At 73.1% G+C, this 21,942-nt stretch carries 16 protein-coding genes and 2 pseudogenes; 6 read left to right on the forward strand and 12 right to left on the reverse strand.

The window, feature by feature from the left end:
• Positions 1-864, forward strand: a pseudogene (locus MPTA5024_RS08790) (hypothetical protein); the annotation flags it as partial.
• Between the two features lie 34 nt (positions 865-898).
• Here MPTA5024_RS08790 and MPTA5024_RS08795 read toward each other — a convergent pair.
• Both MPTA5024_RS08795 and MPTA5024_RS08800 read right to left on the reverse strand, forming a co-directional pair.
• A complete protein-coding gene (locus MPTA5024_RS08795) occupies positions 899-2,320 on the reverse strand; it encodes a M1 family metallopeptidase (RefSeq protein ID WP_051457856.1) in 1,422 nt (473 codons plus the stop codon).
• A 65-nt stretch (positions 2,321-2,385) separates the two neighbouring features.
• The gene (locus MPTA5024_RS08800; RefSeq protein ID WP_036321376.1) at positions 2,386-5,151 is read right to left on the reverse strand and encodes a M14 family zinc carboxypeptidase; all 2,766 of its coding nucleotides are present in this window, start codon (positions 5,149-5,151) and stop codon (positions 2,386-2,388) included.
• A gap of 311 nt (positions 5,152-5,462) precedes the next feature.
• Here MPTA5024_RS08800 and MPTA5024_RS08805 point away from each other — a divergent pair, with 311 nt between their 5' ends.
• Entirely contained in the window at positions 5,463-7,199 is a 1,737-nt protein-coding gene (locus MPTA5024_RS08805; RefSeq protein ID WP_051457858.1) for a serine/threonine-protein kinase, read from the forward strand.
• A gap of 93 nt (positions 7,200-7,292) precedes the next feature.
• Complete coding sequence (locus MPTA5024_RS08810; protein ID WP_198167022.1) at positions 7,293-8,858, forward strand: serine/threonine-protein kinase; 1,566 nt, start codon at positions 7,293-7,295, stop codon at positions 8,856-8,858.
• 187 nt (positions 8,859-9,045) lie between these two features.
• Here the strand turns inward: MPTA5024_RS08810 and MPTA5024_RS08815 are convergent, their stop codons facing one another.
• Entirely contained in the window at positions 9,046-9,741 is a 696-nt protein-coding gene (locus tag MPTA5024_RS08815) for a helix-turn-helix transcriptional regulator (RefSeq protein WP_198167023.1), read from the reverse strand.
• Positions 9,742-9,870: 129 nt separating this feature from the next.
• On the opposite strand from MPTA5024_RS08815, the gene MPTA5024_RS08820 reads away from it, so the two are divergent.
• Together MPTA5024_RS08820 and MPTA5024_RS08825 are read left to right on the forward strand one after the other, a co-directional pair.
• Positions 9,871-10,383 (forward strand): DUF2231 domain-containing protein, encoded by a 513-nt coding sequence (locus MPTA5024_RS08820; protein ID WP_036321379.1) that lies wholly within the window; start codon positions 9,871-9,873, stop codon positions 10,381-10,383.
• Positions 10,384-10,452: 69 nt separating this feature from the next.
• Positions 10,453-10,938 (forward strand): hypothetical protein, encoded by a 486-nt coding sequence (locus tag MPTA5024_RS08825; RefSeq protein WP_036321382.1) that lies wholly within the window; start codon positions 10,453-10,455, stop codon positions 10,936-10,938.
• Positions 10,939-11,071: 133 nt separating this feature from the next.
• Here MPTA5024_RS08825 and MPTA5024_RS08830 read toward each other — a convergent pair whose 3' ends face one another.
• From MPTA5024_RS08830 to MPTA5024_RS08840, 3 genes are read right to left on the reverse strand one after another with little or no spacing between them, the layout of a single operon-like run.
• Positions 11,072-12,001: an RluA family pseudouridine synthase gene (locus tag MPTA5024_RS08830; RefSeq protein ID WP_036321385.1), complete on the reverse strand. Its 930-nt coding sequence runs from the start codon at positions 11,999-12,001 to the stop codon at positions 11,072-11,074.
• The gene (gene lspA, locus MPTA5024_RS08835) at positions 11,994-12,560 is read right to left on the reverse strand and encodes a signal peptidase II (RefSeq protein WP_232326318.1); all 567 of its coding nucleotides are present in this window, start codon (positions 12,558-12,560) and stop codon (positions 11,994-11,996) included. The genes MPTA5024_RS08830 and lspA overlap by 8 nt, the downstream gene beginning before the upstream one ends.
• The gene (locus MPTA5024_RS08840; protein WP_036321391.1) at positions 12,533-12,928 is read right to left on the reverse strand and encodes a TraR/DksA family transcriptional regulator; all 396 of its coding nucleotides are present in this window, start codon (positions 12,926-12,928) and stop codon (positions 12,533-12,535) included. Before MPTA5024_RS08840 ends, lspA begins: the two co-directional genes overlap by 28 nt.
• Positions 12,929-13,606: 678 nt before the next feature.
• Between MPTA5024_RS08840 and ileS the strand changes: the two genes are divergently transcribed.
• Complete coding sequence (gene ileS / locus MPTA5024_RS08845) at positions 13,607-16,765, forward strand: isoleucine--tRNA ligase (RefSeq protein WP_036321393.1); 3,159 nt, start codon at positions 13,607-13,609, stop codon at positions 16,763-16,765.
• Between the two features lie 110 nt (positions 16,766-16,875).
• On the opposite strand, the gene MPTA5024_RS08850 is transcribed toward ileS, so the two are convergent.
• From MPTA5024_RS08850 to MPTA5024_RS41970, 6 genes and pseudogenes are all read right to left on the reverse strand, one after another.
• Positions 16,876-18,996, reverse strand: coding sequence for a hypothetical protein (locus MPTA5024_RS08850; protein WP_036321394.1), 2,121 nt, complete (start codon positions 18,994-18,996; stop codon positions 16,876-16,878).
• 46 nt (positions 18,997-19,042) lie between these two features.
• On the reverse strand, positions 19,043-19,906 hold the full coding sequence (locus MPTA5024_RS08855; RefSeq protein ID WP_036321395.1) for a DivIVA domain-containing protein: 864 nt from the start codon (positions 19,904-19,906) through the stop codon (positions 19,043-19,045).
• A 49-nt stretch (positions 19,907-19,955) separates the two neighbouring features.
• Entirely contained in the window at positions 19,956-20,243 is a 288-nt protein-coding gene (locus MPTA5024_RS08860; protein ID WP_036321398.1) for a YggT family protein, read from the reverse strand.
• Positions 20,244-20,325: 82 nt separating this feature from the next.
• A complete protein-coding gene (locus tag MPTA5024_RS08865; RefSeq protein WP_036321401.1) occupies positions 20,326-20,853 on the reverse strand; it encodes a cell division protein SepF in 528 nt (175 codons plus the stop codon).
• A 127-nt stretch (positions 20,854-20,980) separates the two neighbouring features.
• Complete coding sequence (locus MPTA5024_RS08870) at positions 20,981-21,721, reverse strand: YggS family pyridoxal phosphate-dependent enzyme (protein ID WP_036321403.1); 741 nt, start codon at positions 21,719-21,721, stop codon at positions 20,981-20,983.
• Between the two features lie 30 nt (positions 21,722-21,751).
• Positions 21,752-21,942, reverse strand: a pseudogene (locus tag MPTA5024_RS41970) (cell division protein FtsZ); the annotation flags it as partial.

Here is a 21,942-nt window from a genome sequence, read left to right on the forward strand (position 1 = left end):
CTGGGCGCGGAGGGCGCCTTCCACCAGGGCGGCCGGTTGGCGCCGGACCCCGGGAACGGCGCCGGGGCGGCCGTGCCCACCCAGCGCGGCAGGGTCTGGAGCGGCGGCGACTCGGCGACCGGGCCGGTCCGCCAGGGCCGCACCCTCATGCTCAAGGTCGCGCTGGTCCTCGTCCCGGCGCTGCTCGTCATCGCGGCCGTGGCCGGCTACCTCGGGCTGCGGGAGGGCGAGCGCAGTTCGGGCCGGGCGACCGGCCCCGCCACCGCGGGCGGGCCGACCCACAAGCCCACGAACGGCGCCTCGCAGGCCCCGCCGTCCCCTGCCTCGCCGGCCCCGCCGTCCGCCTCGGCGTCGCCGAGCGACGAGGGCACGCCGTCCCCCTCCGCCACGTCGTCCCCCAGCCCCACGACCTCGAAGCCGGCGGACGCGCCCGACGGCTGGCACCGCTACAAGGACTCGACGGGCTTCTCGATCGCCCTCCCCAAGGGCTGGAGCGCCTACAAGCGCAGCGGGACGGCGGTCTACTTCCACGGTCCCGGCACCTCCGGCTTCCTCCTGATCGACCAGACGAGCAGTCCACGCAAGGACGCCAAGAAGGACTGGGAGAACCAGGAACGCGCGCGACGGTCCACGTTCGCCGACTACAAGCGCGTGAAGATCGAGTCGGTGGACTACTGGGACGAGGCGGCCGACTGGGAGTTCACGTTCGCGTCGGGCTCGGGCCGCCAGCACGTGGTGAACCGGGGGTTCGTCACGGACAAGCACCACGGCTACGCCATCTACTGGAGCACCCCGAGCAGCAGCTGGGACGAGGACCACCACTACTTCGAGACCTTCACCGCCACCTTCAAGCCGGCGAAGTGAGGCGGGCCCCCGGGGAGCCGGGGGCCCGTGACGTTCACCAGGAGGCGGGCTTGCCCTTCTGGTACAGCCAGACGTCGAAGAACGCGGTGAGGTCCATGCCCGACGCCTTCTGCGCCGCGTCGACGAACTCGGCGGTGCTGGCGTTGCCGTAACGGTGCCCGGCGACCCAGTCCTTGATCAGCTTGAAGAAGACGGCGTCGCCGATCTTGCCCCGGAGTGCGTGGAGGGTCATCGCGCCCCGGTTGTAGGGGACGTTGCCGAACATGTCCTCCGGACCGGGGTCGGCCGTGACGACCTGCCAGAACGACGAGGTCGCGGCCCGCCCGTAGTTGCTGGAGCTCGCGAACGTCTGCTGCGCCGTCGCGCCGCCCGTGTGCTCGGTCCACAGCCAGGTGGCGTACGTGGCGAAGCCCTCGTTCAGCCAGATGTCCGACCAGCGGGCCGGGCTGACCGCGTCCCCGTACCACTGGTGGGCGAGCTCGTGGGCCATGGTCCCGACGCTGGGCGCGCTGGAGAAGATCGGCTTGGTCTGGCTCTCCAGCGCGTAGCCGACGTCCGGCGCGCGGTCGACGATCGCCCCGGCGGAGCCGAACGGGTACGGCCCGAAGATCGAGGTGAAGTACTCGAGGATGTCCGGGATCCTGGCCACGGCCGCGGCCGACTGGGTCACCAGGCGGGGGTCGACGGCCGTGTAGACGGGGATCCCGCCCGGCGTGACCGACTCGGCGACGGTGAACGTCCCGAGGGTAACGGTGGCCAGGTAGGTCGCCATCGGCTCGGCCTGGTCCCAGACGAACGTGGTCCGGCCGCCGGTGGTCGTCTTCGACACGAGCCGCCCGTTGCCCACGGCCGTGACGCCGTCGGGCACGGTGACGTGGAACGTGAACGTGGCCTTGTCGGTCGGGTGGTCGTCGCCGGGGAACCAGGCGGGCGCGCCCTGCGGCTCTCCGGGCACGAACGCGCCGTCGTCGGTGGGCACCCAGCCCTCGATGGAGCCGTCCGGGTCGGTGATGACGGGCGGGGTCCCGGCGTACGACGCGACCACGGTGAACGTCTGACCCGCCTTGAGCTTGGGCCGCGGGCTCACGACGAGCTCCTGCCCGGTGCGGGTGAACGACGCCTTGTGCCCGTTCACGGTGAGGGACGTGACGTCCGGCCCGCGGAAGTCGAGGTCGAACGCGTCCATGTCCTGGGTGGCGGCCGCCGTGATCGTCGTCGTGGCGTCCATGTACCGCGTGGCCGGGTCGTAGGAGAGGGCGATGTCGTAGTGCCGCACGTCGTACCCGCCGTTGCCCTGGTCGGGGAAGTACGGGTCGCCGGCGCTGGGGGCGCCCGCCGTGTACCGCGGCTCGCCGGGGTTGCCCGGGGCCGCCAGGGCGGGGGCGGCCGCCGGGACGCCCGCCAGGGCGCCCAGGACGGTCGCGAGGGCCGTGCCGATGATCCGGCGCGATCTCATGTGGTTCCTTTCGGCGGGTCCGGCCGGCCGCGACCGGCCGGACCCTCGTGTTCCGGTTGGTGCGATCAGGCCACGACGGACCGGAGCGGGACTCCCGTCTCGCGCAGGTCACGGATCAGGTCGCGGAGGAACGGGTGCTCGTCCGCCGCGAGGCCCTGGGGGTTGGGGATGGTGATGTACGACGATCCGCCGGCGCTGGCCGTCCGCGCGGCGCCGGTGTACTTCGCGACCAGGGCCTGCGCCCGGGCGAGGTCGGCGTCGGCCACCTGGATGGTGATGGGCCGCCACTCCCCGGCGGGGTCGTCGGGCTCCGGCGCCTTCTCCGCCGCCGCGCGCAGGGCGTCCGCGCCGGCCGCGGGGGTCGCCGCCCGCTGCTGCGGCGCCTGCTGCGCGGGCGCGAGCAGCGCGTTGGCGACCAGATGGATGCCGTTCTCGTTGTAGGCGCGGAACAGGGGGTTGTACGCGAACAGGACGGCGTGGCCGGCGCCGGCGGGCTCGTCGACGAGCGCGGCCGTTCCCTTGAGCGCGTCGGCCCCCACCGTGTAGCCGTTGGACCAGAACGTGTCGTCCGCCGGGTAGGTGAGGACGTTCACACCGGTCGTGCTCGGGTTGAGGATCGGGTCGCCGTTGTTGAACTGGAAGTCCTCCGCCGGCCGGCCGAGCCCCACCGGGCTGCCGGCGGCCACGTCCACCCGGAAGTGGGATCCGATGACCTGGTAGCCGGTCGGCTTGGCCTTCTCGGTGGTGGAGGTGAGCCCGGCGGCGCGGGCGACCCGGGTGCCCTCGTTGCGCAGCCCGACGTACGTGCCGCCCGCGGCCACCCACGCCTTGAGGTTCGCCAGGCCCTGGGCGTCCAGGCCGCCGGTGGCGCTGCTGCCGTCGGGGACGACCAGGACGGTGCGCCGGGTGAAGGCGGCGGTGTTGCCGTTGACGTCGGCCGCCGTCACCGGGGTGAGGGTCAGCCCCCAGCGCGCGCCGAGCACGTACCGCGCCTCGCCGTACGAGCCGGAGGTGGTCGAGATTCCGGTCCCGGCGAACAGGCCGACGTCGGGCGTGCGCAGGGCGGTCCCCGCGGCCGGGCCTGCGGCGCCCTCGACGGTCACGCCGGACGAGCGGGCCAGCCTGTCGAGCGCGTCCCGGCCGACGGCGGAGGCGGGCAAGCCGACCACGCCGGTCGTGAGGTCGCGGGTGACGGGCACGCCCATCCCGAGGAGGCGGAAGGTCAGCTCGGAGGCGGCCGCCGAGTCCATCGGGTAGGAGTAGGAGCCGCCGCGGGGCGCGGGCTTGCTCACGCCGCCGTCGCCGTCCTTCACGAGGTCGGCCTTCGGCCGCAGCGCGTCGCCGGTGTAGACGGTGTCCACGCCCATCAGCAGCGGGTTGCTCCACGACGAGACGTCGTAGAAGTACGGGAACGGGACGTACGGGTCCTCCCCCAGCAGCGCCTGGATCCAGTGCTTCTGCGGCTGGTCCATCGGGATCCAGTACGCGCCCTCGGGGACGGTCAGGTCACGGGCGGAGCGGCCGCCGAAGATCCGCGCGTTCGGCACGGTGAGGGCCTTCTTGACGCGGTAGACCTCGACGTCCATGCCGCGCAGCCGGTCGACCAGCCGCCGTACGTCGCCGATCTGCCGGTCGGGGAGCAGGAAGTACGACCGGACCGTCACGTCCGGCACGGGGAACCGGACCGTGTTGGCCGGCTGGACGACCTGGTTGGGCTCGAGCGCGCCCCGCGCCCCCTCGTCGAGGGCTGTCCGCCAGATGTCGTAGTAGCCCTGGAGGACCTCCCGCTTGTTGGCGGCGGCCCAGCCGGTCGTGGCCCATTGGGTGTTGAACTGCTGCTGGACGCGGTCCTCGTCTGCCGAGGCGCTGCCCTTCTCGAACGTCATGCCGGCCGCGCCGAACCCGGTGGACGGGACGGTGTCGCCGTATCCCATGTAGAACAGGTCGTAGGTGGCGTAGTTGAAGAAGCACTCGGTGGTGACCGTGGCGGTGCAGGCGCCGTTGTAGCCGAAGCCCGCCGCGTTGGCCGCGCCGATGCGGTTGATCCAGTCCACCGGCTGGTCGGCGATCTCATGGTGGATCGGGTCGGCGTTGGGCGGGAAGAAGTACTGGCGGCCGCCCATCTCGTGGGCGTCGACGAACACCTGCGGCGGGTAGTCGCGCAGCATGTCGATCTTGCCGTCGGTCTCCGGCTGGGTGCGGGCGAACCAGTCGCGGTTGAGGTCGAACCCGTAGGCGTTCTGGCGGCGGCCCGCGTCCCGGCCGTCCGGGTTCTGGGTCGGCACGATCACGGTCACCAGGTCGTCGTTGCGCCGGGCCACGTCGCAGGACAGGCCGGAGGCCAGCTCGTAGAGGGTCTTGAGCGCGGCGTCGGCCCCGCTCTTCTCGCCTCCGTGGACGTTGCCCGCGATCCACACGATCGCCGGGGTGTCCGCCGCGATGCGGGCGGCCTTGTCCGGCCGGAGGGACCGGGGATCCCGCAGCGACCTCACCTGATCGGCGATCGTGCGCAGCTGTCCCGGGGCCATGTTGTGCTCGCTCGACACGATGGCGTACGGGAGGGCCTGGCCCGTCACGCTGTGGGCCATGGTGCCCGTGACCACCCTGCGGGACGCGCGTCCCACGGCGTCTACGTATTCGCCGATCTCCTCCGTCGTGACCACCCGGGGCTGGCCCTTCCCCAGGGGGAAGCCGAGAACGGACTCGGGGGTCGGCACCTCGCTGAGATGGGCGTTCTGATCCTGGACGCACCCCGGCTTCGCCGGGTTCGCGTGGGCGGGCGCGCTCATGGGCAGGACGAGCGCGGCCAGCGCCGTGACCGCGATTCCCACCGCCTTTCCGTACCTGGGTTTTCCGCACGTCGCTGTGCCTGGCCGCATGCTGTTCCTCTCGGGGAGCGGGGATGACGACACCGGCAAAAGCCGAACGAAGCGTATAAGTCCGTAATAAAGCGGGCAATAGTGTCGATTGTTAAATCTGGTGCATCCGATACGTGGGTGGACGACATCGCCCTCACAAAGGAAATTCGGCTCCGGTGAGAATCACTCCTCACGAGCCCTCACGCGCACACGCCTTGTGGCGCTTCCGCCAGCCGCCGCGCCTCTGAACTGTGGGACGATTCAGGGGTTTCGAGGAGGGACAGGTGGACGAGGGGCGTCGGGTGGCGGGCAGGTACCACCTGCTCGAACCCATCGGGCGAGGGGGCATGGGCGTGGTCTGGCGCGCCCACGACGACCTGCTCGACCGCGCCGTGGCCGTCAAGGAGGTCCTGTACCACCCGACGAGCGAGGAGGACCGCGAGGCCTTCACCCGGCGCACGATCCGGGAGGCGCGCGCCGCCGGGCGCATCACCCATCCCAACGTCGTGGTCGTCCACGACGTCATCGAGGAGGACGGCCGCCCCTGGATCGTCATGCAGCTGGTCCGGGCGCGCTCGCTCGGCCAGGTGCTGCGCGAGCACGGCCCACTGGTGCCCGAGCGGGTGGCCTCGATCGGGCTGCAGGTCCTCGACGCGCTCTGCACCGCGCACGCCGCCGGGGTGCTCCACCGCGACGTGAAGCCCGAGAACGTCCTGCTGAGCGGCGACAACCGGGTGGTGCTCACCGACTTCGGCATCGCGACGATGCCGGAGGAGACCGGGTTCACCATGACCGGCGCCATCACCGGGACCCCCGCGTTCCTGCCGCCCGAGCGCCTGAACGGCCTGCCCGCGACCCCGGAGTCCGACCTGTGGTCGCTCGGGGCGACCCTGTACGCCGCGGTGGAGGGCCGCCCGCCCTTCGACCGCAACTCCCCCATCGCGACGATGGCGGCCGTGCTCCACGACGAGCCGGAGCCGCCCCTGCGGGCGGGGCCGCTGACTCCGGTGCTGGACGGGCTGCTGCGGAAGGACCCCGACCGGCGGATGGACGCGGTGGAGGTCTCCGAACTGCTCGAGGCCGTGATCGCCGGGCGCGGCCGGGACGTCCCGGACCCCCGCTCCGCCTGGGAGCGGGCCGCCTCCGGACCCCACGACAGGACCGACCGTGCCCCGGCCGCGAACGGCCGCACGGCGCGCGAGACCCCTGAACGGCGGGACACCCGCGGGCAGGCGGTCGCCGCCGGCCGGCCGTACGGACCCACGGACCGCAGCCCTCACGGGCACGGGGCCGCGACCACCCACTCCGGGCCCCGGCGGGGGGACACGTACGCGGACGGCGCTCCCCTCCCGCCGGGCGGGCGCGGCGGCCGGGTGGAGCGGCCGCGGCGCAGGACCCCGCTGCTGCTGCTCGTGCTCATCCCCGTCCTGGTCGCGGCGGCAGGCCTCGGCGGCTGGTACGGCTACCGCACGCTGGCCTCGGGGTCGTCCGGCGGATCGTCCGGCTCCCCCTCCACCTCCGCCGGCCCGTCGCAGGAGCCCGGCACGCCGACGCCCACGCCCTCCCCCTCGCCGACCCTGCCGGACGGCTGGACGACGCACGACGACTCCCTCGGCTTCACGATCGCGCTGCCCGGGGACTGGACCGAGTTCGGCCGCGAGGCCACCCGCGTCCGGTTCCACGCGCCCACCGGCCGCGACTACCTTCAGGTCGACGTCACCCCGTGGACGGACGAGGACCCGGTCGCGGCGCTCGCCACCGTCGAGAAGACGTCGACCGGCAAGGGCTACCTGCCGGGTTACGAGCGGATCCGCCTCGACTCCCGGCGCTACCTCGGCGTCCCCGCGGCCGACTGGGAGTTCACCTACCGGCCGAGCTACGGCAGGGTCCGCGTCGTCGACCGCGCGTTCAAGCTCCCGGACGGCCGGTGCTTCACGCTCTACTGGCAGGTCGCGGACGCCCGATGGACGTCCGGTTTGTCCTACTTCCAGCGCTTCACGAGCACGTTCCAGCCTCGATAACGATTTGATGAAGATGTGCAGGTGGGAGGTGCTTTCGTCTACGATGCGTGACTCTCCGGCATGCAATTGCATCGGGCGGGTAGCGCGATCACCATGGCTGAAGCGCAGACCTCCGAACGTGTCGTGGCGGGACGCTATCGCCTGATCGAGCCACTCGGGCGGGGCGGTATGGGCACCGTGTGGCGGGCCCTCGACCGGGTGCTGGAACGCGAGGTCGCGGTGAAGGAGCTGCTCGCGTCCAGGGAGATGACGGAGCCGGAGCGGGAGATCTTCACGATCCGTACCTTCCGCGAGGCCCGGGCCGCGGGGCGGCTCAGCCATCCCAGCGTGGCCGCGGTGTACGACGCCTTCGAGGAGAACGGCCATCCGTGGATCGTCCTCGAACTCGTGCCGTCCCGGACGCTCGGCTCGGTGATCCGCGAGGAGGGCCCGCTGTCACCCAGGCGGGCGGCGGAGATCGGCTCCCAGGTGCTCGCCGCGCTGCGGGTCGCGCACGCGGCCGGCGTGCTGCACCGGGACGTGAAGCCGGACAACGTGCTGCTGGCCCACGACGGCCGCGCCGTGCTGACCGACTTCGGGATCGCCGCCATGGAGGACGACTCGCCCGTCACCCGTACGGGGATGCTGGTGGGGACGCCGGCGTTCATCGCCCCTGAACGGGCGGCCGGGGCCCAGGCGCAGCGGGCCTCGGACCTGTGGTCCCTCGGCGTGACGCTGTTCATGGCGGTCGAGGGCCGGTCGCCGTTCCACCGGGGACACGCGCTGGCGACGCTGGCCGCGGTGATGTACGAGGAGCCGGGACCGCTGCGCCTGGCCGGGCCGCTCGCTCCCGTGATCGAGGGCCTGCTCGTCAAGGACCCCGCCCTGCGGATGGCGGCCGAGCAGGCGGCGCAGCACCTGCACGCGGTGGCCACCGGGATGGTCACGGGCGCCTCGATGGTCCCGCCTCCGCGCCGGCCCCCGCTGTTCGCCCGGCCGCGCCCGGCCGTGATGGAGGAGACGGCGCCGACGCCCGTGCCGACTCCGGCGCTCGCGCGGACGCCCACGCCGACCCCCGTCGTGGCCCCGGCCGCCGCCCCGGTCCGGCCGCGCCGCTCCGCCCTGGCCATCGCGCTGGGGTCGGGCGCCCTCGTCGCGTTCGTCGGGCTGGCGGCGGGCGGGGCCGCGTTCCTGTCCGCCCGCCTGCCCGGCGCCGACGCGAGGGCCACGGTGGTGAGCACGCCGACCGTCACCGTGTTCGCGACCAGGACGGCCCCGCCGTCGGAGGGCAGGCCCTCCGGCACCCCCGCCACCGCCGAGCCGGTGGCGAACCGCAGGAGCGCACAGCCGTCCGGCTCGTACGGCGGCCACGACCGGGCGACCCAGCGGCCGCGCACGCACGGGCCGCGCAGCCATGGGCCGAGCGCGAAGGCGACGCCGAAGGCTCCCCCCAAGACCCCGTCCCACAAGCCGACCACCTCGAAGAAGCCGTCGAGCGGCGGCGAAGGGGGGTCGGTCGAGCCCTCCGACGCCGGAGGGCCCGGCAAAGGGAACGGCCCCGGCCCGGGCCAGGGGAACGGGCCCAAGGACACGAAAACGGCGAAGATCAAGGGCGGCAAGAAAGGGAAGAACGCCGCCCACCTGACGACCCCGGCCGGCGTCGCGGGCTGGGACGTCTGACCCGCGCCGACCCCGGACGCCACCCGCACCTGCCACCCGATCCCATCGGCCCGGCGGGTGCGGGCTTCACCATGAGGATCAGGACCGGCCCGCGATCGGTTCGCTTAGCGGCTCGGACGCGGCCGCGGCCACGGGCATGCACCCACACACGGCGTGCCCTCGCGGGCGGGGCTGATCGCGGGGGGAATCAGTCCTGGGAGGAGCGCAGCTCGACGCAGCACTCCCCCGGGCGGGGGGCCAGCACCGCCCGCACGCGGTCGGCCTCAAGACCGGTGAGCATCCCGGCGAGGAATGCCTGGTTGACTCCGCACACCAGGTCCGGAGCCCGGGCGGCGAGCGGGTGGAAGGGGCAGTTGCACAGCCGCACGCAGGTGGGGGACTCGCGCGCGGGCTCGAAGCCGTACCGGGTCAGCACGCCCTCGATCAGGGTGAGGGCCCGTTCGGCGCCGAGCCGGCCGGGCCTGGCCTGCGCCCGCTCGGCGGCGCCCAGTTCCTCGCCGCGCCGGGCCGCGACCCTGACGGCGGCCTCGCGGGCGTTCTCCCCCTCGCCCTCCGTGAGGACGGCGTCCATGAGGATGCCGGCCAGCACCTCGTGCCGGCGCTCGGGGATGGTGACGCGGATGTCGGCCTCGGTCGGCTCGTAGACCTTCGGGGTGCGCCCCACCTTGCGGACGCCGCCGACCGCCTCGTAACCGGCCCGCAGCAGACCGGCGTCGACCAGCTTGTCCAGGTGGAAGGCGGCCAGCTTGCGGGAGATCCCGACCGCGGCGGCGGCCTCGTCGCGGGTCACCGGGCGGCGCGCCCTGCGGATGTACACGTACATGCCCCGTCGCAGCGAGTCGTCGAGCGCGGCCACGGCGCTGATGGCGGGATCGGTCGTCACCCTGCCCAGGATAACGCCCGTGAACATGGGCGTAAGCCGTGGATCATCCGATACACGCGCCTCCCTTGACCCACGTCCGGAATAAGACCAATATTTCTTGGTGTAATTGGGCGGCGCACGGAGGTTCCGATGACCGATGGACTGCGACAGGCGAAAGATCCGGTGAGCCCGGCGCTGGCCGGCCCGTACGGACATCCGTTCCATCCGATCCTGGTCACGGTGCCCATCGGGGCGTGGGTCGCGAGCCTGGTCTTCGACGTCGCCTCACGGTTCGTGTCCGATCCCGGTTTCCTGGCCAGGGGCTCGACCTGGCTGATCGCGATCGGGGTGCTGGGCGCGCTGGCCGCGGCGACGGTCGGGTTCCTCGACCTCCTCGCCATCCCGGCCGGCACCCCGGCGTTCCGGACGGGTCTGGTCCACATGGGCCTGAACCTGGCGATCACCGCCGCGTACGCCGGCGGATTCCTGTGGCGGCAGGCCGGAGCGGGGCCCGCCGGCCCCGTCGCTCCCGGCCCGCTGCTGCTCTCGGCCGCCTGCCTGGTGCTGCTCGGCGTCTCCGGTTACCTCGGGGGCAAGCTCGCCTATCACTACGGCGTACGCGTGGCCGACGAGACCACGCAGGCGGCCGGTTTCCGGCGCTGACCCTTCCCACCCGGCCCCGGCAGGCCACACCCCGCTCCGCCACGCCACACACCCGAGGGAGAACTGATCATGGGTATCGCCGCACTGGTCACCTGGCTGCTCACCGCTGCCGGCGGCTTCGTCATGCTGGGCCGCTGGATCGCCGGCGGAGGCCTGCGCCGGCCCCGCACCAGCCACCTGCCGCCCCCGGTGATCTTCGGCCACTTCGCTCTGGCCGCCGCCGGGCTGATCGTCTGGATCGCGTATCTGCTGGCCGGCGAGGACGCGCTGGCCTGGACCGCGCTGGTCCTGCTTGTCCCCGTCGCGCTGCTGGGCTTCGTCATGTTCGCGCGCTGGCTCCCCGTCCGCCGCGCCCGCGCGACCGCGACCGCCGCCGGGTACAGAGGCGGCCAGGGCGGCGGGCAGGGCGGCGGGACCGGCGGCGGGACCGGCGGCGGGACCGGCGCGGAGCCGGCCGAGCGGCGCTTCCCGGTCGCGATCGTGGCCGGTCACGGTCTGCTGGCCGTTGCCACCGTGGTGCTGGTGCTGCTGACCGCGCTCGGCCTCGGCGGCTGACCCGCCCTCCCGAGGCCCCGGAGGCGCCGTCGCCCCAGAGACGCCGTCGCCCCAGAGACGCCGTCGCCCCAGAGACGCCGTCGCCCCAGAGACGCCGTCGCCGCGGGCGGGCCGGAGACGCGGTCCGGACCGGTCAGCTCTCGTCGCGGGCGATCTCCAGGGCCCGGGCCAGGTCGGCCGGGTAGTCGCTGGTGAAGGTCATCCACTCGCCCGTGGCGGGGTGCTCGAACGCGAGCGAGACCGCGTGCAGCCACTGCCGGGTCAGCCCGAGCCGGGCGGCGAGGGTCGGGTCGGCGCCGTAGAGGAGGTCGCCGGCGCAGGGGTGCCGCAGGGCTGACATGTGCACCCGGATCTGGTGGGTCCTGCCGGTCTCCAGCTTGACGTCGAGCAGCGACGCCGCCCGGAACGCCTCGATCGTGTCGTAGTGGGTGACCGAGTCCTTGCCGCCCGCGACGACGGCGAAGCGCCCGTCGCCGGACGGGTGCCTGTCGATGGGGGCGTCGACCGTGCCGCGCAGCGGGTCCATGTGGCCCTGCACGAGCGCGTGGTAGCGCTTGTCCACGGTGCGCTCCTTGAAGGCCCGCTTGAGCGCGGAGTAGGCCCCCTCGCTCTTCGCGACGACCATCGCGCCCGTGGTGTTGGCGTCGAGGCGGTGGACGATGCCCTGGCGCTCGGAGGCGCCGCTGGTGGACACGCGGTGCCCGGTGCCGAGCAGGCCGCCGATCACGGTCGGGCCGGTCCACCCGACAGTCGGGTGGGCCGCGACCCCGATCGGCTTGTCCACCACCACGATGTCGTCGTCCTCGTAGATGATCGACATGCCGGGGACGGGCTCGGCCACGGGCGCCGGGGCGGCCGGGGGCGGCGGGATCGTCACGTCGAGCCAGGCTCCCGCGTGGACGCGGTCCGACTTGGCGGGCACCGAGCCGTCCACGAGCACCTCGCCCGCGGCGATCAGCTCGGCGGCGCGGGTGCGGGAGAACCCGAAGAGCCGGGCGAGGGCGGCGTCGAGCCGCTCCCCCTCCAGGCCGTCGGGCACGGGAAGGGTCCTGCGATCACCCATCGACGGGCTCCTCGGACTGCCGGGAGCCGTCGATCTGGTAGCCGCGCCACGCGAGGAACACCGCGAGCACGCCGCCGCAGACGATCGCCGAGTCGGCCAGGTTGAACACCGGGAACCCGGTCACCGGGAAGACCTGGATGAAGTCGACCACGTGGCCCTGCAGCGGCGCCGGCGAGCGGAAGATCCGGTCGGTCAGGTTGCCGACGGCGCCCCCGAGCAGCAGGCCCAGCGTGACCGCCCAGGGCAGGCTACGCAACTGCCGCGCCGTACGGAGGATGGCGACGACGACCACGACGGCGATCAGCGTGAAGACGATCGTCATCCCGGTGCCGATGCTGAACGCGGCCCCGGGATTGCGGATCACGTTCAGCACCAGCGCGCCGGGGACGAGGGTGACGGGCTCCTTGTGTTCGAGGAACCGCACCACGAGGAACTTGCTGACGACGTCGAGCGCGTAGACCAGCGCCGCGACCGTGACGAGCAGCGCGACCCTGCGGGCGCGAGGGGGCCGGGGGGCGTCGTCCCCGCCGCTCAGCGGCGCTCCTCCCGCTGCTTGCACGCCACGCACAGCGTCGCCCTCGGGAACGCCCGCAGGCGTTCCTTGCCTATCGGCTTGTGGCACGATTCGCACTCCCCATACGTCCCTGCGTCGACACGGGCGATCGCCCGCTCGTTCTGCGCGAGCAGGTCGCGCGCATTCAGGGTAAGGGCGATCTCACGCTCGCGCTCATAGGTCTTGGCCCCGGCGTCGGCCGGATCGTCCCCCGCTCCCTGGCTGACGTCGCCGGAGGCGAGTTGCGCCTCGGCCCGGGTGATGTCGGCCCGGAGCTCCTCGATCTCGTGCAGCAGCCGCTCGCGGACCTCGGCGAGCTCCTCGTCGGACCAGATGTCGTCGCTGGTGGCGGTTCTCGCCGCGCGCGTGGCCATTGGCGGGCCTCCCCTTTTTTCAGGAGCGATGGTCGAGCACATGAGCAAGTCCGGGCAGCATAGGTCGCTCGTCACCCCCCGGCAACGACCCCGCCGAGGGTTTTACCCCACCCCTACCGGGATGGGATGTACGGCCAGATCCTCCTCATAGCCCCGTTATCAATGGCTTTGTCGCGGCTTGTCCCGCCCGAGACAGGATGCACAGCGCCCCGGCGTCCACCGGAGGCCGGAGCGACGGTCTCAGAGGACCGCCGATCCGTCCCTCCGCCGACCGCGAGGGCGCATATCCTCACAACAATCGCGTCGTCCCCGTATGTTCCTCCCACGTATTCCCATATGGCGCCGTGTCTCACACCGAACGTCACGCCGATATCGGGAAGCCCTCGCCTCCGGTCTGCGTTATCGTCGTAGTCTGCAAGGTGTTGATGGGGACGAGTACCTCCGCATCCGCCCGCTGAGCGACCCGGGGACGGTGTGAGCCCGGGGCGGGCCGCGGCGAGAAGATCACCCCGGAGCCGCCGGAAGAAAGGCCCCCGGGCCGACTAGAGCCGGCAGCAGAAGGAAAACGAGAGGGCGTCCCGCAGGCGCGGGGCGTCAAGAAGGGTGGTACCGCGGAGCCGCACGCCGGCTTCGTCCCTTCACGCCATGACCGATCCAGCGTGGAGGGCCCGCCCGACGATGTCTTCTCACTACTTCCGCTCGCTCCCGGCACAGGTCGACCTGCCGGCCCTCGAACGCGAGGTGCTCGAGCGCTGGCGAGACGGGAAGGTCTTCGAGCGCTCGATCGAGCAGAACGCCGACGGCCCTTCCTGGGTGTTCTACGAGGGCCCGCCGACGGCCAACGGCATGCCCGGCGTCCACCACGTCGAGGCCCGCGTCTTCAAGGACGTCTTCCCCCGCTACAAGTCGATGCGCGGCTACCACGTGGCCCGCAAGGCCGGCTGGGACTGCCACGGCCTGCCCGTCGAGGTCGCGGTCGAGAAGGAGCTGGGCCTGTCGGGCAAGCCCGAGATCGAGGCGTACGGGATCGCGGAGTTCAACGCGCGCTGCCGCGAGTCGGTGCTGCGGCACGTCGACGCGTTCGAAGAGATGACCGAGCGGATGGGCTACTGGATCGACCTGTCCCAGGCCTACCGCACCATGGACCCGCAGTACGTCGAGGCCGTCTGGTGGTCGCTGAAGCGGATCTGGGAGAAGGACCTGCTGTTCCGCGACTTCCGGATCACGCCGTACTGCCCGCGCTGCGGCACCGGGCTGTCGGACCACGAGCTGGGCCAGCCGGGCGGCTACGAGACGGTCTCCAGCCCCTCGGTTTACGTCCGCATGCCCGCCACCTCCGGACGCCTGGCCGAGCTGGGCGCGTCGCTGCTCATCTGGACCACCACGCCCTGGACGCTGGTCTCCAACACGGCGGTCGCCGTCCACCCCGACGTGACCTACGTCGCGGCGCGGCACGGCGACGAGGTGCTGGTGGTGGCCGAGCCGCTGCTGGCCCAGGTGCTGGGCGACGACGCCGAGGTGCTGGCGGCCTTCTCCGGCGAGGAGCTGGAGCACACCACCTACTCCCGGCCGTTCGATCTGGTCGACATCCCGGGCGCGCACTACGTCGTGCTCGGCACCTACGTCACGGTGGAGGACGGCACCGGCCTGGTCCACCAGGCGCCCGCGTTCGGCGCCGACGACATGGCGGTGTGCAAGCGGTACGGCATGCCGGTGGTCAACCCGATCGGCCCCGACGGGCGGTTCCTCCCGGATGTCCCGCTGGTCGGCGGGACGTTCTTCAAGGACGCCGACGAGCCGCTGACCGCGAGCCTGCGCGAGCGCGGCCTGCTGTTCCGTGGCGGCCACTTCGACCACAGCTACCCGCACTGCTGGCGCTGCCACACGCCGCTGCTCTACTACGCGCTTCCGTCCTGGTACATCAGGACCACCGCGGTCAAGGACGCGATGCTCGCGGAGAACGAGCGCACCACCTGGTACCCCGAGACGATCAAGCACGGCCGGTACGGCGAGTGGCTGCGGGGCAACGTCGACTGGGCGCTGTCGCGGTCGCGCTACTGGGGCACCCCGCTGCCGCTGTGGGTCTGCACGGCCGACGACTCCCACATCACGTGCGTTGGGTCGCTGAAGGAGCTGGGCGAGCTCGCGGGCGCCGACCTGTCGGCCCTCGACCCCCACCGGCCGTACGTCGACGACGTGACCTTCCCGTGCCCCACCTGCGCGGCCGAGACGCGCCGGGTGCCCGACGTCATCGACGCCTGGTACGACTCGGGGTCGATGCCGTTCGCCCAGTGGGGCGCGCCGCACGTCAACCGGGACGTGTTCGAGAAGGCCTACCCCGCCCAGTTCATCTGCGAGGCCATCGACCAGACCCGCGGCTGGTTCTACTCGCTGATGGCCGTCGGCACGCTCGTGTTCGGCCGGTCGTCGTACGAGAACGTGCTGTGCCTGGGTCTGATCCTCGCCGAGGACGGCCGGAAGATGAGCAAGCACCTGGGCAACGTCCTCCAGCCGATCCCGCTGATGGACCGGCACGGCGCCGACTCCCTGCGCTGGTTCATGGCCACGTCCGGGTCGCCCTGGGCGCCGCGCCGCATCGGGCACGCCGCGCTGGAGGAGATCGTCCGGAAGGTCCTGCTGACCTACTGGAACACCGCGTCGTTCTTCACGCTGTACGCCAACGCGGAGTCGTGGTCGCCGGACCGTCTCGCGCAGGCCCCGGCGTGGGAGGAGCGGCCGCTCATCGACCGGTGGGCGCTGGCCGAGCTGCACCGGACGGTCGCCGAGGTCACCGCGGCCCTGGACGACTTCGACACCACCCGGGCGGGACGGCGGCTCACCGAGTTCCTCGACGACCTGTCCAACTGGTACGTCCGCCGGTCCCGCCGCCGCTTCTGGTCGGGGGAGGCCGCGGCCTTCGCCACCCTGTACGAGTGCCTGGAGACCGTCACCCGGCTGCTGGCCCCGCTGGTGCCGTTCCTCACCGACCACGTGTGGGACGTGCTCCGCGACGCCGAAGCCCCGGCCTCGGTCCACCTGGCCGCCTGGCCGGAGGTGAACGAGGCGCTGCTCGACCCGGTCCTGTCGGAGCGGATGGCCCTGGTCCGCCGCCTCGTCGAGCTGGGCCGCTCCGCCCGCGCCTCGTCGTCGGTCAAGACCCGCCAGCCGCTCGGCCGGGCACTGGTCGGCGCCCCCGGCTGGGCCGCGCTCCCCGGCGAGCTGCGCGAGCTGATCGCCGACGAGCTGAACGTCCAGCGTCTCGAGGACCTGTCCGGGTTCTCGGCCGACCTGGTGACGTTCACGGTCAAGCCGAACTTCCGGGCGCTGGGCAAGCGGTTCGGGTCGCAGACCAAGACCGCCGCCGCGGCGATCTCCGCCGCCGACCCCGCGTCGCTCGCCAGGGCCCTGCGGTCCGGTACGGCGGCCACCGTGGACGCCGGGGAGCTCGGCGTGCTCGAACTGGGCCCGGACGACGTGATCGTCACCGAGCAGCCCCGCACCGGCTGGGCCGTGGAGACCGGCGCGATCGACACGGGCACCGGCGAGACGGTCGCGCTCGACCTGACGATCACCGACGAGCTGCGCCGGGCCGGGCTGGTCCGCGAGGTCGTCCGCCTCGTGCAGGACGCCCGTAAGGCGAGCGGTCTGTCCATCACCGACAGGATCGACCTGTGGTGGTCGGCGGACGGCGAGCTGGCCGAGGCCCTGCGGCACGGCGGCCGCGCGGTGGCCGACGAGGTGCTGGCCGCGAGCCTCACCGAGGGCTCCCCGGCCGAGGGGTCGTCCCGGTTCGAGGACGCCGACCTCGGTCTCTCCTTCGGGCTCCGCAAGGCCTGATCACATGCGAAAGCGCCCGGGCGTCATCCGCCCGGGCGCTTTCGTGTGCCGAATGGATCAGGAGGGATCGGCGGCGCCTGGAGGACGGCCGGCCGCGCGGAGTCGCGGGGTCAGCCGCCCTGGCAGACCGAGCAGGGGGTCAGGCCGGCCTCTTCGGCGTCGGCGCGGGTCATGACCTCGATGCCGCCGTCGTCCATGCCGCTGATGAGCGGGCACTCCCCGCTGTGGAAGCGCCGGGTGCCGACCATGACCTTCACCGTGCCCGCGGGCGGGTCATCGGCCGCCGGCGCTCCCGGCCGGGTCGCCTGGACGGTCCGGTCGCCCGCGTCGTCGGCGTCGTCGGCGTCTTCGGCGCCGGGCTCGGCGGCGGAGGCGGTCGCATTCGTGTCGGAGCCGGACCCACCGCCCGAGGAGGCCGACCGGCCGGAGCCCGCGGGCGTCCGGTCGGTGGAAGGCTCGTCGTCCGCGGCCTCGTCCTCCCCGGCGGGCGAGGAGGGCGCCGGGCTGCGCTCGGCGGGCTTACGGGAGGCGCCCCGGGGGGTGGCCGAGGCCACCCGCAGGGCGGCCACCTGCTCGGTCACGTCCCGGGTGTCGCCGTCGTCCAGGTCCTCGCCCGTGTCCGAGCCCGTGTCCTCATCGGCGTCCCCGGCCGTGGTCGCGGACGCACCCGAGGTCCCGGAAGCGTCCGCCGCGCCGGGCGCGGGCGGTTCGTCGCGGGACGCGGCGTCCTTTCGTGCGGGAGCGGAGCCGGAGGTGGAGCCCGCGGAGAGCGGCGACCCGGCGCGCCCGGGTCGCATGGTCTCGGCGGGCTCCACCGGCTCCTCGCCCGCCGGCGTCGTGCCCGGGTCGTCCGCGAGGCCGTCCCGCCCGGCGTCCCCGGTGGGGGAGGCGGGCTCCGCCTCGGCGGCGTCGGGCGCCGGGGGCTCGCCCTTCGCGGTGCCGGATGTGTCCTTGCCCGATTCGTCCGTGCCGGATCCACCCGTGCCGGACGTCGCGGCGCCGGTGTCGATGCCTGAGGCGTCCTCGACGTCTCCCCCGGCGGATCCCGGGACGGGGGCGGCGGTGTCGCGCCGCGCGGCCCCTCCGGGCTTGAACCAGTCGTGGGCGCGGCCCGTTCCCGCGTCCTCGGATCCGGAGCCGTCGCGGGCTCCGGCCGCCGTTCCCGTGCCGGAGGAGGTCGCGGATGCCGACGGCCAGGACGGCGCGGACCGCGCGGACCGCGCGGACGGCGCGCCCCAGCCGGTCGGGGTCCAGGAGGACGGGGCCGCCGCGGTCGCGCCCTGTTCCGCCTGCTCGCTCGGCGCGGCCGGGCGGAACGCGTCACGGCTGAACCAGTCGCGCGGGCTCCCCGGGGACGGCTCCGGCTCGTCGGCGTCCTGCGGCTCCGCGATCTCGCCGGTCGTCGCGGGTTCCGCGGGTCCGGCAGGCTCGGCAGGCTCCGGCGACTCGGCCGCGGACTCCGCGAGCTCCTCGAGTGCGGGGGCGGGCGCGGGGATGAGGGGTTCGGGGGCCGGCTCGTGGCCGGCGGCGGGGCGGGACCGGTCGGGCTCGGCCGAGCCCGGTGTCCCGGAGGCCGGAGCGATCGTGGGACCGGCCTCGGCGCGGGCGCCGTCCCGGCGCTCCGCGGCCTCCTCGGGCTCCGCCGCGGTGCGGGCGGTCAGCTCCGGGAGGCAGGTGGTGCAGGGGGTGAAGCCCTCGTCGCGGGCCTCTTCGTACGTGAGCTCCTCGACGTCCCGCCCCACGAGCTGGCGGCAGGTCGCCGTGTGGAACCGCCTGCGGCCGGGGATCACCAGGACGATCGCGTCGGGGTCGAGGCCGCGGCCGCCCGTCGCGGGCGGCCGGGTGACCGGGGCGGTCGCCTGGAGGCGTGTGGGGAAGGACTGCGGCGGCAGCGCCCCGGGGTGCGTGACCGGGGGTGCCGCCACCATCGGCGTCGCCACCGGATGCGCCGGCGCCCCACTGAACGCCGCGCCGTACGCGCCGGTGACGGCGCCTGCGTGGGCGAGCTGCGGGACGGGCGAACCCGGGGGGGTGTGAGCCGGCCCGTCGGAGGCACGCCCGCCGGCGGGGAACAGCTCGTGGCGCCTCAGCAGTGCCCCGATCAGCAGGCAGACCGCGGACAGGACGCTGACCACGATCGACCACATCACGAGGGGCGGCGTCGCCAGCACCACGCCCGCGATGAGCAGGACGATGGCGGCGAGGACCAGGGCGGCACTGATGAGGATCACTGGGGGTTCTCCGAGCTACACGGGCCGGGGGGACCCGTTCAGGTGCTTACCGGCGGTCGTTGTGGGGGCCGTCGGGGCCGGGGAACGCGCCAGAGTGCTGAGGGGGCTCCTGGGCGAAGGGGTTGGGGGCCGCGGTCATCGGCTGGGGACCGGGGGCGACCGCGTGCGCCATCGCGGGCGCGCCGCCGACGATCGGGAAGGCGCCGCTGCCCTCGGCGGAGACGTTCAGCTCGGCCAGCTGGTTCTCCAGGTACAGCTTGAGGCGGCTGCGGTACTCCCTCTCGAAGCTGCGCAGCTCCTCGACCTTGCGCTCGAGCTCGTCGCGGGTCTGCACCAGCGAGCCCATGGCCTGGCGGTGCCGCTCCTGCGCGTCGCGCTCCAGCGTCTCGGCCCGGGCGCGGGCGTCGCCGATGATCTGCTCGGCCTGGCGGCGGGCCTTGCCGAGGATGTCGTCGGCCTCGCGGCGCGCGCGGGTGACCGTCTCGTCCGCCTCGCGGCGCGCGTCGGCGATCGCCTGGTCGGCCGTCTGCTGGGCGAGGGCCAGCACGCGGGCCGCGGTGTCCATGTTGTCCTCGGCGGGCGGCAGGCCCATGCCGACCGGGACGGGCTCGGGACGCGCCGGCTCCGGGGGCTTGATCGGCTCAGGCTGGGGCACCATCATCTCGGGCTTCGGCTCGGCCACGGGGGCCGGCGCCATCTGCATCGGTCCCGCCATGCCCATGCCGCCAGGGACCTTGCCCCTCAGGCACTCGGCCAGCTTCGCACGGAGCTCCTCGTTCTCCTGGATGAGACGGTCGAGCTCCGCCTCGACCTCGTCGAGGAAGGCGTCGACCTCCTCCTCGTCGTACCCCGGCCTGAGCCGGGTGGTACTGAACTGCTTGTTCCGCACATCAGCGGGCGTCAACGGCATTTGGGTCTCCTTGGCGCGCTTGGAGTCTGTCCGGCGAGACGGTGCCCGATCAACGAAGCGCGTTCACAACTTGGATCAAGAGCAAGACCACAATGAACAGCACTGTGAAGCTCAGGTCAAAGGCCACCGTACCCAACCTGAGGGGCGGAATGAAACGGCGGAGGAACTTGAGAGGGGGATCGGTCACCGTGTAGATGACCTCCGCCAGCACCAGGACGAGCCCGGAGGGCCGCCATGCGCGGGCGAACGCCTGCACCGTGTCTATGATCATTCTGCCGATCAGCAGGATCAGGAAGATGAAGAGGAGGAAGACCAAGATCTCACTAATGATCCCCACGGTCGAGCCCCGCCTCCATCTGATCCTGCCGCCTCGGGTACACGCGGGTACCGCTCAGCCGGTCACTGTTCATGATGGAACTCTAGCTCTGGTTGAAGAAGCCGCGTTCCGCGATTCGAGCCTTGTCCTCGGCGGTCACCTCAACGTTGGCGGGGGACAACAGGAACACCTTGTTGGTAACACGTTCGATGCTTCCGTGTAGCCCAAAGACGAGACCTGCCGCGAAATCGACAAGCCGTTTTGCGTCGCTGTCGACCATCTCGGTCAGATTCATGATGACCGGAGTGCCCTCGCGGAAGTGCTCGCCGATCGTGCGCGCCTCGTTGTACGTGCGGGGGTGAAGGGTCGTTATCCGCGCCAGATCGGTCGTACGGCGCTCCATGACGGCCGCCGGGGACCGGGGGGCGGGGACGGGGGCGTCGCCCTCCTCGTCGCGCTCGTGGCCCGCGGCGTGGACCACCGGAGGAGCGGCGAACCCGCGCCGCTGCGACTCGTAGTCCTCGTCGCCGTAGTCCACGTCGGTGCCGTACTCGGCCGCGTACCTGTCTTCGTAGCGGTCGTCCTCCACGAGACCGAGGTAGACCGCCATCTTGCGCATCGCGCCGGCCATCGCTCGTCGTCCTCCGTGTTACTGGTGCCTGCAAGGTCCCTGGGCAGGGCGGTGGCCGTACCCCCTTGGAGCGCACCGCTGGTCGACCTCTACCTGAGCGCGGACGTCAAGGTCCACTTGGGGGACATTACCTGACGAAGGGCGTCCGGCGGCCGAGCAACGCCGTACCGACACGCAGGTGTGTCGCGCCGTTCGCTATCGCCTCCGCCATATCTCCGCTCATGCCGGCCGATATCACCCCGGCCGAGGGGTGGTCCTCGCGCAGTCGCTCCGCGACGGACCGCAACCGGCCGAACGCCTCCGAGGGGTCGGCGCCCAGGGGGGCGACGGCCATCACCCCGTCGAGCCTGAGCCCCTCGGCCCGCGCGACGGCGTCCGCGAGGGCCGGGACGTCGGCGGGAGCGGCCCCGCCGCGGCCGCCCGGCCCCCCGGCCGAACCGGCCCCCGGGGCGTCGGCGAGGGAGACCTGGATGAGACAGCCGATCTCCCGGCCGGCCCGGACGGCCTCCCGGGAGAGCGCGTCCACCAGCCGCGTCCGGTCGATCGAGTGGATCACGTCGGCGAACGCGGCGACCTGCCGGGCCTTGTTGGTCTGTAACTGCCCGATGAAGTGCCACCGCAGGCCCAGCCCCGCGCACTCGGCCGCCTTGGCCGCGGCCTCCTGGTCGCGGTTCTCCCCGATGTCGGTCACCCCGAGCGCGGCCAGCAACCGTACGTCGGAGGCCGGGTACGTCTTGGTCACGGCGATGACCGTGACCTCCGAGCGGGACCTGCCGGCGGCCCGGCAGGCGTCCTCCACCCGCCGCTCGACCGCGGCCAGGGCCGCCGACAGCTCCTCGCGGCGCCGGTCGGCCGGAGCCTCAGCCACGGGCGGCCCGGGTCGTGCGGGAACGGTCGGTCACTTGAGGAAGTCCGGCACGTCGAGCTCCTCCTCCTGCTCCTCGAACACCACGGGGCGCCGGGGGCCGGGCTGGCTGACGCGCGAGGTGATCGGGGTCGGGGGCTCGGGCGCGGGCCGCGGGATCGACAGCGGCCCGGTCGTCGCGCCCTGCTCCGCGCGGGCGGCGCCGTCGGCCGACGGCTCCCGTC

Origin of the sequence: Microbispora sp. ATCC PTA-5024, from assembly GCF_000511135.2 — a bacterium.
Lineage (GTDB): Bacteria > Actinomycetota > Actinomycetes > Streptosporangiales > Streptosporangiaceae > Microbispora > Microbispora corallina.